Source organism: Aliterella atlantica CENA595 (genome assembly GCF_000952155.1).
Lineage (GTDB): Bacteria > Cyanobacteriota > Cyanobacteriia > Cyanobacteriales > Chroococcidiopsidaceae > Aliterella > Aliterella atlantica.
Genome location: NZ_JYON01000010.1, coordinates 130,614 through 141,681 on the forward strand (window position 1 = coordinate 130,614; position 11,068 = coordinate 141,681).

Annotated in this window: 8 protein-coding genes; all 8 read left to right on the forward strand. The window is 43.4% G+C overall.

Annotation, left to right across the window (positions count from 1 at the left end; all coding sequences use genetic code 11):
- Nucleotides 1–37: 37 nt before the first annotated feature.
- Nucleotides 38–1,576, forward strand: coding sequence for a GMC oxidoreductase (locus tag UH38_RS11545; RefSeq protein ID WP_045054792.1), 1,539 nt, complete (start codon nucleotides 38–40; stop codon nucleotides 1,574–1,576).
- Between the two features lie 6 nt (nucleotides 1,577–1,582).
- Entirely contained in the window at nucleotides 1,583–2,713 is a 1,131-nt protein-coding gene (gene glf / locus UH38_RS11550) for a UDP-galactopyranose mutase (RefSeq protein WP_045054793.1), read from the forward strand.
- Nucleotides 2,714–2,739: 26 nt separating this feature from the next.
- Nucleotides 2,740–3,675 carry a class I SAM-dependent methyltransferase gene (locus UH38_RS11555; protein ID WP_045054794.1) on the forward strand — a complete coding sequence of 312 codons (936 nt, stop codon included), beginning with the start codon at nucleotides 2,740–2,742 and terminating at the stop codon, nucleotides 3,673–3,675.
- Between the two features lie 31 nt (nucleotides 3,676–3,706).
- On the forward strand, nucleotides 3,707–4,924 hold the full coding sequence (locus tag UH38_RS11560) for an MGDG synthase family glycosyltransferase (protein ID WP_045054795.1): 1,218 nt from the start codon (nucleotides 3,707–3,709) through the stop codon (nucleotides 4,922–4,924).
- 71 nt (nucleotides 4,925–4,995) lie between these two features.
- Complete coding sequence (locus tag UH38_RS11565) at nucleotides 4,996–5,850, forward strand: sterol desaturase family protein (protein ID WP_052672353.1); 855 nt, start codon at nucleotides 4,996–4,998, stop codon at nucleotides 5,848–5,850.
- A 5-nt stretch (nucleotides 5,851–5,855) separates the two neighbouring features.
- Nucleotides 5,856–7,070, forward strand: coding sequence for an MGDG synthase family glycosyltransferase (locus UH38_RS11570; protein ID WP_045054796.1), 1,215 nt, complete (start codon nucleotides 5,856–5,858; stop codon nucleotides 7,068–7,070).
- Between the two features lie 39 nt (nucleotides 7,071–7,109).
- Nucleotides 7,110–8,639: an MFS transporter gene (locus UH38_RS11575; RefSeq protein WP_052672354.1), complete on the forward strand. Its 1,530-nt coding sequence runs from the start codon at nucleotides 7,110–7,112 to the stop codon at nucleotides 8,637–8,639.
- A 174-nt stretch (nucleotides 8,640–8,813) separates the two neighbouring features.
- Nucleotides 8,814–11,003: an SBBP repeat-containing protein gene (locus UH38_RS11580; protein ID WP_052672355.1), complete on the forward strand. Its 2,190-nt coding sequence runs from the start codon at nucleotides 8,814–8,816 to the stop codon at nucleotides 11,001–11,003.
- Nucleotides 11,004–11,068 lie beyond the last annotated feature (65 nt).

Genomic DNA, 11,068 nt, shown 5'->3' on the forward strand with positions numbered 1-11,068 from the left:
GCGATCGCCCTTTCCCTAAATTCAACAAACAACAGACATGGTTAACGAACATTACGATGTCATTATCATTGGTACGGGTGCGGGTGGCGGAACTCTAGCAAATGCACTAGCTCCTAGTGGCAAGAAAATTTTATTGTTGGAACGAGGCAATTTTCTCCCTAAAGAAAAAGCTAATTGGGACTCCAAAGAAGTTTATGGCAAAGATCGCTATCGCACAAAAGAAGTGTGGTATGGCAAGAACGGCGAAGCAGTAAATCCCTTTACTCATTACTATGTTGGCGGTAATACCAAATTTTACGGTAGTGCCTTGTATAGATTGCGCGAACGCGACTTTGAAACGGTTATTCATAAAGAGGGAATTTCGCCAGAATGGGCTTTGAAATACCCAGATTTTGCCCCTTACTACGATCGCGCGGAAAAACTTTACGAAGTACGTGGCAAAAGAGGACTCGACCCCACCGAACCACCTAGCAGTGAAGATTATCCTTTTCCACCGATTAGCCACGAACCCCATATAGAAAAAATCTATTACGCCCTCAAAGAGCGGGGGTTGCATCCTTGCTATCAACCTTTGGGAGTCAAGCTAAATGAAGTCGATTCGTTTTTAAGTGCTTGTATTCGCTGCCCTACCTGCGACGGCTTCCCGTGTTTGCTCAATGCCAAAGCCGATGCTGATGTAATCGGCGTGCGCCCAGCAATGAGTTATAACAACGTGACTTTAATTACCGAAGCCAAAGTATTGCGCTTGCATACTAACGCCTCCGGCAATCAGGTAACAAGTATAGAAGCTCAAATTGCTGGCGAGAGTCAGTTTTTTTCGGGAGATATAGTCGTACTTGCTTGCGGGGCAATCAATTCTGCCGTATTGCTATTGCGTTCGGCAAGCGATCGCCATCCTCACGGATTAGCCAATAGTTCTGACCTAGTGGGACGCAATTATATGCGCCATCGAATTACAGCGATCGTCGCTTTGAGCCTACAACAAAATCCGACAATTTATCCGAAAACCCTTGCTGTTAATGACTTTTATTGGGGAGAAAAAGACTTTGATTATCCAATGGGACACGTGCAAACTCTGGGCAACATCACTGAAGATCGAGCCGCTGCCAAAGGACCGCCTTTTGTGCCAAAAGAAGTATATAAAGCAGTTGCAAGTCGCACTACTGGCTGGTTTTTGATGACAGAAGACTTGCCAGAGCCGCACAATCGCGTGCGAGTCAGCAACAACAAAATATTTCTTGACTACACCAATAACAATGAAATTGCCTATCAGCGCTTAATCGAACGCTGGAAAGAAATATTAAAGTCCATGCCACCATTGGCAATTTTAATGACTACCAAAATGAGCCTAGAAGATGTCGGGCATCAGTGCGGTACTTGTCGTTTTGGCGAAGATCCCCAAACTTCTGTACTCGACCTCAATTGCCGCACTCACGACGTTGATAACCTTTACGTCGTTGACGGCAGCTTTTTTCCTTCGAGTGCTGCATTAAACCCCACGCTCACAATTATCGCCAACGCTTTACGAGTCGCAGAACATTTATGGCAACGATTGCAACCCACAACCAAGGAGTAATCGCAAATGAAATTTGATTGGCTAATTATTGGTGCGGGATACTCAGCCTGCGTTTTGGCTGAAAGATTAGCAACTGTGCTTGGACAAAGAGTGCTAATTGTCGAAAAGCGCAACCATATCGGCGGCAATGCTTACGATCATTACAACGAGCATGGCATTCTCGTCCACAAATACGGACCGCACATCTTTCACACCAAGTCAAAAAAAGTCTGGGATTACCTATCGCAATTTACCGATTGGCGACCTTACTATCATCAAGTGCTAGGAGTATTGGAGGGCAAAAAAGTTCCAATTCCCTTTAATCTCAATTCCCTATATGCACTATTTCCGCCCAAATATGCCGAGAAACTAGAAGGTTTACTGCTCGAAAACTTTGGTTTTGGGGTCAAAGTCCCGATTTTAAAACTGCGCGAGAGTGCTAGTGGCGATTTAAGCTTTCTTGCTGATTACATTTACGAAAATGTTTTTCTCCGCTACACCATGAAGCAGTGGGGAGTAAAACCAGAAGAACTAGATCGCGGTGTCACGGGGCGCGTCCCAGTATATATCAGTCGAGATAATCGCTATTTTCAAGACCCGTACCAAGCTATGCCTAAGCTGGGCTATACCGAAATGTTCAATCGGATGTTAGATCATCCTAATATTAAAGTTCTCCTCAACACCGATTACCGCGAGACAATTGACGATATTAAGTTCAATCGGATCGTTTGCACCGGACCAATCGATACTTTCTTCGATTATATGTATGGCGAACTACCCTATCGCAGTCTGCGCTTTCAATTTGAAACTTTAGATCGCGAATGCTTTCAAGAAGTAGGTACGGTAAATTATCCCAACGACTACGATATTACCCGCATCACCGAGCAGAAGTATTTGTCAGGACAAACTTCTCCCAAAACTACTTTGGTATCGGAATATCCTCAAGCTTACGTACCAGGCAAAAACGATCCTTATTATCCCATCTTGAACAACGATAACCGCGATCGCCTCAGTCTCTACCTCAAAGAAATAGAAAAGCTCAAAGGTACAGTTCTATTTGCCGGACGGCTAGCAGATTACAAGTATTACGACATGGATCAAGCAGTAGTAAGGGCATTAGGTCTATTTGAAAAAGAAATAGCACCTGCTCTTGTCTAACAACGTAGTTAATCTTTTTTGCTAAGATGCCAAGACAACAAGAACTACAACAAAAGCCCGCTACTACAGGCAAGCAACGTCTTGACTGCCCGATTTGTGATTATCGTGTCAATCCTAACGATGAGTCTGCATTTTTCACGTTTCCTTGCAATGTTAGAGCCTTCTTAGACGAAAAGTTTAAAGTTTGGCGCTGTCCCGATTGTCAGTCAATTCATTGTTTAGATGTGGTCGATCTCGATCGCTACTATGCCAAATTCCCGCTTTTCCAAGCTCAATTAACCAGTTCCTACCGAGTCATGTTTGGCAACTTGCGTCGTCAGCTTACACAGGTAGGTTTCTCTAAATCTTGCTCGTTACTCGATTATGGCTGTGGTGCTAACGGGCTATTTGTGCGCTATCTGCAACAATGCGGCTTTACTCGTGCCTGCGGCTACGATCCTTACGGCGCAAAAGATAGCTTCGGCGATCCGGCAATCTTGCAGCGCGAAAAGTTTGACTACATCATCAGCCAAGATGTAATCGAACACGTCGAAGATCCTCATGCCTTCCTTGGCAAGTTAAATAGCCTGCTATCCCCTGGCGGTTATATTTTGCTTGGTACGCCTAATGCTGCCAATCTCGACCTCAACCGACCCGACGTATCCGATCATTATCACTTCGTACACGTTCCCTATCACCTGCATCTATACACTCGCCAAACCCTGGAATTTCTAGGTAGAAATCAAGGATGGGAGCCTGTACGTTTTTTTGACCGCAGATACGACGATACGCGCTGGTTTGGCTTTAATCCTCGTGCGGTGCATACATACACAAGCTTGTTGGATGGTTCGCTAGATGTGCTATTTGAGCCGCTCAAAATAGGCAAAGCATTCACTTCCTACAAATTTCTCTTCTACGCTATTTTCGGCTATTGGCTCAGTTTTCGTTCTGGAATGGCGATCGCTTTTCGCAAAAGTGTGTAGTTCAATTTCTTAAATAGGAATCCTTGATTTTATGGAAGACCCTTTACCCCTTACAGAAAAACCGTTCACAATCAATGTCATTACCGGACAAGGTGGTGGGGGACATTATGCTATGTATAATGCCCTCAAAGCGATCGCTCTTGAGCAAAATCTCCCTTGGGAGTTTCAAGTTACAGACATGGATGACATTGTTGACAGTCTTGCCGAACAAAAACAAGTTGTCAATGCCTACAACATGATGGGCTTTTCGGGACATGACTTATATAACATGATGATGAAAAGCGGCTGGACTTGGCTTTGGCCCCTAAAAATGCGCCTCAACAAACTACTTGTCAAGCTCAATCACGATGCTGGGGTGAAGTTTTTCGAGCAATACTGGCGCGAACAACAACCAGACTTGGTAGTTTCAGTAATGCCCTTGTACAACAAAGGACTGTGGCAAAGCCTGCAACAAGCCCTTCCAAACACTCCTTATGTCACAGTTATGGTTGATATGGCTGATTATCCTCCAGCCTTTTGGCACGAACCAGAAATCCAGAGCTACGTAATGTGTCCTACCGAAAAAGCTGTAGAACAAGCTCATGCTATAGGAGTTAAGCAAAAATGTATTGTCAAAACTTCAGGAATATCAATTCACCCTAACTTTTACAAACAGGTAAAATGCGATCGCGCTGCCGAAAGAAAGCTTTTGGGTTTAGATCCCGATTGTTTGACGGGACTTGTCTTATTTGGCGGTTATGGCTCAAAAGTGATGCTAGACATTGCCCAACAACTAGAGCATTTTCAGCAAAAGCTGCAACTAATTTTTATTTGCGGACGCAATGAAGAACTAGCCGCCCAGTTGCACCAAAGTCGAGGCGAACAACGTAGGTTTGTTACTGGTTTTACTAAAGACATTCCTTACTTCATGCATTTGTCTGATTTTTTTATTGGCAAACCTGGTCCTGCTTGCCTTAGTGAAGCTACAGTAATGAATCTACCTGTAATTGTAGAACGCAATATTTCCACGCTGATCCACGAACTCTACAACACGGTATGGGTAGAGCAAAACGAAGTAGGCATAGTTATTCCCAATTTTAGTCAAATTGGTAAAGCAGTCGAGCAGTTTTTACAACCAGAAACTTTCGCTCGATACCAGGCAAATGTTGCCGATATAAACAATCGCGCCATATTTGAAATTTCTGATTTTATTCAAAATTTGTTTGCTACTCATTCGCTTACCGAAGGAGCATTAGCAAGCGACCAATAGGTTAAATAAAAATTTAATTTCTCCTGTTTATCTCCTACCTCCTTACCTCTTTCAATCTATAGGTAGCAACAGTGAATCAAATTGAGGAATTTACTCAAAAGACATTTATAGAGCTAGCTCAAGGTTTACTGTACAGTATTCAAGAAACACTACTCTATGCTAGTAACAACTATTTTCGATTAACACTTGTTAGCTTTCTAGTTTTTTGGTTAATTCTCGGACCAAAACTCACCCATTTCCGCATTCAACCTAGACCGAGAACAAAAACAACTATCATTTTGCGAGAAATTGGCTCTAGCCTGTTAACTTTTGTAGTTATTGGCACGATTAATTGGTTTTTATCTATAGCAATCCCTGGCGATCGCTATGGTTTATTTTATGACAATTATTATAATGATATTAGTAAGTATGGCTGGACTTACTTCTTTTTCAGCATATTTTTAATGTTAGTTATTGATGACACCTATTTTTATTGGGCGCATCGTTTATTACACCATTCTATACTTTACCGTCGCGTCCACAAAGTTCATCATTACAGCAACGATCCCAATCCGTTTACGACTTATTCTTTTCATCCTTTAGAAGCTGCCATCTTATTTTTTGGCTATAGATTAACCCCATCTATTATTCCCGTTCACAGTATCGCTGTAGATCTTTGGTTGTTACTAACATTAATTAATTCAGTCGTGGATCATCTTGGTTATGAAATTTATCCTCAATGGTTTACAAATTCCAAATTAACCAATTGGAAAAATCCCAGTACGCACCATAATATGCATCACGAAAAAGTTAGGGGAAATTATGCCGTGACTTTTAGATGGTGGGATAAATTGATGGGAACAGAATTTCCTGATTATCAAGCAAGAGTAAAAGCAGTGCAGGCAAGAAAAATCATTTCCAATCGACGTTTAAAAACAAAGGTGTAAATCTCATGAATCAGTATCAATCATCTGTGCAGAACAAGTTGAAAGTTAATGTCATTACCGGACAAGGTGGCGGGGGACATTATGCTATGTATAATGCCCTCAAAGCGATCTCTTCAGCGCAACATCTCCCTTGGGAGTTCCAAGTTACAGATATGGATGACATTATTGACAGCCTCGCTGCACAAAAACAGGTTGTCAATGCATACAACATGATGGGCTTTTCAGGTCATGACTTGTATAACAAAATGATGAAAAGTGGCTGGACTTGGCTTTGGCCCTTAAAAATGCGCCTCAATAAATTACTTGTCAAGCTCAATCACGATGCTGGGGTGCAGTTTTTCGAGCAATACTGGCGCGAACAACAACCAGACTTGGTAGTCTCAGTTATGCCGCTATACAACAAAGGACTGTGGCAAAGCCTCCAACAAGCGCTTCCTGGTACTCCCTACGTAACGATTATTGGCGATTATGCCGATTATCCTCCAGCTTTTTGGCTAGAACCAGAAACTCAAAGTTATGTCATGTGTCCTACCCAAAAGACTGTAGAACAAGCTGATGCTATGGGAGTTGAGCAAGAATATATTGTCAGAACTTCAGGAACGATTGTGCATCCGCGCTTCTACGAACCGATAAAATGCGATCGCGCCGTCGAAAAAGAGCGTTTGGGTTTAGATCCCGATTGTTTGACGGGACTTGTCTTATTTGGCGGTTACGGTTCGCCCATCATGCTAGATATTGCCAAACAACTAGAGCGTTTTGACCAAAAGCTACAACTTATCTTTATTTGCGGGCGCAATGAAGAACTAGCTACGCAGTTGCGGGAAAGCCAAGGCTCTCAAAAGAGGTTTGTTACAGCTTTTACTCAAGACATTCCTTACTATATGCATTTGTCTGATTTCCTCATTAACAAACCAGGTGCTTGTAGTGTGAGCGAGGCGCTAGTAATGAAGCGACCAATGATTATGGAGCGAAACGCATCTACGCTCATCCACGAACGCTATAACACTACTTGGGTAGAAGAGAACCAGATGGGTATAGTGCTGCCTAGTTTCCGCCAAATTGGTAAAGCAGTCGAGCAGTTTTTACAGCCAGAAACTTTTGCTCTTTACCAAAGGAATGCTGCTAATGCGAACAATCGCGCCGTATTTGAAATTTCTGAGTTCTTACAAAACCTAGTTGGTGCTGAAGCAGCTACGAATCAGGTTTTCTCAAGCAGGTAGAAAGTTGAGGAGACAAGGGGGACTACAGGGGGATCGAGAATGAAGCGAGGTAGTGTTAAAGCGATCGCTCTAGTAGCTATGTGTTGCGCTCTATTCATGGCTAATTTAGACGATACTGTTGTCAACGTAGCGCTGCCCAAAATTCAGATGAGTCTGGATTCTGGTGTATCGGGTTTGCAATGGGTTGTCAATGCCTATACTTTGACAGCAGCTAGTCTATTACTTACTAGCGGAACTTTAGGAGATATCTACGGGCGCAAGCGCGTGTTGTTAGTAGGACTTGTTATTTTTACCATTTCCTCGCTAATCTGTGGCTTTGCTCCTAATTTGGAGATTTTGATTGCTGGGCGCGTTCTGCAAGGAGTTGGGGCGGCGGCTTTAATTCCTAGTACGCTGGCGATCGTGACTGATACTTTTCCCGATCCGCAAGAGCAAACTAAAGCAATTGGGATTTGGTCGGCGGTGTCAGGAATAGCTTTTATCGCTGGTCCAGTCTTAGGCGGACTGCTAGTAGATACCTTGGGCTGGCAAAGTGTATTTTTTCTTAACATACCGATGGGCGCGATCGCTTTTGCCCTTACTGTTCGGGCTGTAAAAGAGAGTAAAGGTTTACGGGATCGGCGTCTTGACGTGCCAGGTTTGTTACTCAGTATCGTTATCCTAGCTTGCCTTGCCTACGCCTTTACAGAGGGAAATACGGGAGGATCGGGAGCGCTGCTAATTTTTGCTGGAATTAGCTTTGGCAGTTTTTTGTGGGTAGAATCTCGCACTGCTTACCCAATGTTGCCGCTACCGTTGTTCAAGAATCCAACGTTTGCTATAGTCAATGTCGTGTCTGTTTTATTACTGTTTACTCTTGTAGGCTTGCTGTTCATGTTCAGCCTGTTCTTACAACAAGTACAGGGTTATTCGGCAGCAGCAGCAGGTTTGCGCTTTTTGCCGTTGAATGGAGCTTTTGCGATCGCTTTGCTATGTTCGGGCTGGTTTGCTGCTCGGCTAGGATGGCGCAGCGCCATAACAGTCGGGCTAGTATTGGCAGGTGTAGCTACACTGTCATTCCTGCGTATTAGTCCAAATACCGAATATAGAGCGATCGTCAGCACTCTCGTTATCTCTGGCTTTGGTGCTGGTTTAGCCCTAGCACCCCTAACAGCCGCAGCTATGAGTACGGTCATTTCATCTCAAGTCGGAATTGCCTCGGCAATCCTCAGCACTAGCAACCGCCTTGGTGGTGTTTTGGGAGTTGCTCTCCAAGGCACAATTTTTAGTCAACAACTAACTTCAGAACTAGGGCGGTTACTAACATCTTGGGGCTTACCTGCCAACCTGCAAGAGCAAATTATCGCCAATGCCTTACACGGTGGCAATAAAATTCCTGCCAATCTTCCTCCTAGCATTTCTCCTCAAGCCTTGCAGCAAGCAACTAACGAAGCTTTTGTATCGGGGCTGCACGCAGTTGTGCTAGTTGGTTCTATTGCGCTTTTAGTAGGAGCAGTATTAGTTCTGACTTTCGTTGCGCCCAATTTCAACCAGTCTGCCGAAAAATCTCCGCTTTTAGTTAAGAGATAAATACTCAAAACTAAATCAAAATCCATGCCCAATTAGTGTCAACACGCTATCTAATTCGGGAGAAAACCTCACCAGACACGTTGTTTGGGCGGGGAACCCGACCAAAACAAGTGTCCTCCCAAATCCGCCCGTCAAACTGCTTTCCTCCTTATTTATCCCAAGGATTGAACACAAATGGCTGAACCTACCTCTACATTTTCCGCCTCCCTATATACACCTGCTAGCGATCTAGTATTTGGGGGAGATACAAATTTTGAAATTATATTAGGGCGCAAGGGCAACGATACTATATATGGTGATGTCCCAGTTGCCAACGGCAGCCAAGGACAAAATATTGATTTTTTATTCGGGGACTTATTTGACAACTCTGTAGAAGAGTATGGAACTATCCTAGCTATTGGTGCTGGTAATCCCTTAGCGATTTTAGATACAGATTTACCAACTGCTGGGGCAGATAGGTTTGTTTTGGGAGATGAATATCAGCCATATTACGTCACTAGAGATGCTAGTAACCTCACAACTACCAACTTGCTTGGTTTGAATGAATTTGCTGTTGTTTATGACTTCAATCCTGCTCAAGATAGCATTCAGCTTAATGGTAGTGCCAAAGATTATCTATTGGTAGATGTTAATGGCTTAAAAGTTGAAGGAGTCGAGCAGCTTTTTTATGGCAAAGCAGTCTTTTCGTTGCAACAAGGTGCACCAGACCTTGTAACTTACATAATTGCCAAGCCAGAAGTAACCTTAAATCTGACAGATCCATATTTCAAATACACAGGTACAAAACCAAAAAACAAACCCACATCAAGGAAAATTGGGCAATTAGCGACTACTGGTGTCGATCTCAGTCTTAGTGCTACTAACGATCCTTCAGGCAATCTTTATTTGGCTGGTTCTACTACAGGACCATTGCAAGGAACTAATCTAGGTTCAACAGATGCTTGGATTGCTAAATACAACTCTAGTGGCACTCAAGTGTGGGGCAAGCAAATCGGTACTTCTGCTTCTGATACTGCTTATGACACCGTTACAGATAGTGCTGGCAACTTGTACGTAGCAGGATCTACAAGTGGTAACTTATTTTCCTCCAAGCAAACAGGTAGTGATAGTTGGATTGCTAAGTACGACCCCAATGGCAATCAAGTATGGGGTAAGCAGTTTCAAATTGGCAACGGTCTTTCTAATACCGCCTTCGGTATCGATTTAGACCCAACAGGCAATGTCTACGTGTCGGGCTTAACTATTAAGGACAATCCCAACAAAGAGATCTTCAATTTTGCCGTTCAAGATGATTCTTGGGTAACAAAATTTGACAACAATGGCAACCAGCAGTGGGCAACAGAGATCGGCAGCTTTTTCTTTGACGAAAATTATAATCTTGCCGTCGACAAGGATGGTAATTCTTACGCTGTAGGCTGGACTCAAGGGTTAGTCAAAGAGTCCGATCCCTCTCGCAGCCTTTTAAAGTACGATGCTTGGATTCAAAAAACAAACACCTCCGGTCAGGTAGAGTGGAGACAACAGTTTGGTAGCCCGAATGAGGGTCTAGAATTTGCCTGGGATGTTGACACAGATAGCAAGGGCAATGTTTACGTTGCTGGTTGGACTACAGGTGATATCGGCACAACCGATGGCAAAAAGAGCAAGCTAGGTTCCTACGATATGTGGATTACCAAGTTTGCTCCAGATGGAACTCAAGTAGTAACAAAACAGTTTGGTTCTGGTGGAGATGATGGCACTTACTTATCGGATATGGTTATTGATGCCCAAGACAATATTTACTTGACAGGGTATTCTAACGATAAGTTAGGCAAAGGTAAAAAAGATGCAAACTATAATGCCTTTGTCGCCAAGTTTGATACTACGGTTACAAATAAATGGGTGCAACAATTTGGCAGCAGATCCAAGCTTGATTACGCTACAGGCGTGAGCGTTGACAGCACTGGTAAGCTTTACGTTACTGGAGCAACTGATGGCATATTAGGTGGCGGCACGACCGCAACCGATCGCGGTAGTGTAGATGCTTGGGTAGCTACCTTGAATGCAAACAACGGAAATTTACAAAGATTTGCTGGCAATTCCAAAGATGTTGACAGTATTATCAATCCCACAGCGATTCCTACCATTGATAGCACTAATGATATTGTGACTGACGAGCGGCTGCCCAATGGTGACAATATTATTAACCCATCTGAGGGAACTGCTACACCTCAAAGAACAGGCGGTATTGGGCAAATCTCTTCTAGCTTACAGGACATATTCAACCCAAGTAACCAAGGCTCAGTTCCTAATGTCTTATCTAATGGAGTAAGTAGCGGCAATGCTTCCTTCCTAGATAGTACCGATCTAAATCTACTGCAATAAAAGCGGTTTGGTTAAAGGGAAAAGGGAGAAAAGATTTTTTTCCACCTTTTCCCTGCTCTCAACTA

What these genes read in the sequence shown, in the direction of transcription:
- UH38_RS11570 (WP_045054796.1), top strand. Translation starts at nt 5,856, where the DNA reads ATGAATCAGTATCAATCATCTGTGCAGAACAAGTTGAAAGTTAATGTC.
- UH38_RS11545 (WP_045054792.1), top strand. Translation starts at nt 38, where the DNA reads ATGGTTAACGAACATTACGATGTCATTATCATTGGTACGGGTGCGGGT.
- UH38_RS11560 (WP_045054795.1), top strand. Translation starts at nt 3,707, where the DNA reads ATGGAAGACCCTTTACCCCTTACAGAAAAACCGTTCACAATCAATGTC.
- UH38_RS11580 (WP_052672355.1), top strand. Translation starts at nt 8,814, where the DNA reads ATGGCTGAACCTACCTCTACATTTTCCGCCTCCCTATATACACCTGCT.
- glf (WP_045054793.1), top strand. Translation starts at nt 1,583, where the DNA reads ATGAAATTTGATTGGCTAATTATTGGTGCGGGATACTCAGCCTGCGTT.
- UH38_RS11575 (WP_052672354.1), top strand. Translation starts at nt 7,110, where the DNA reads ATGAAGCGAGGTAGTGTTAAAGCGATCGCTCTAGTAGCTATGTGTTGC.
- UH38_RS11555 (WP_045054794.1), top strand. Translation starts at nt 2,740, where the DNA reads ATGCCAAGACAACAAGAACTACAACAAAAGCCCGCTACTACAGGCAAG.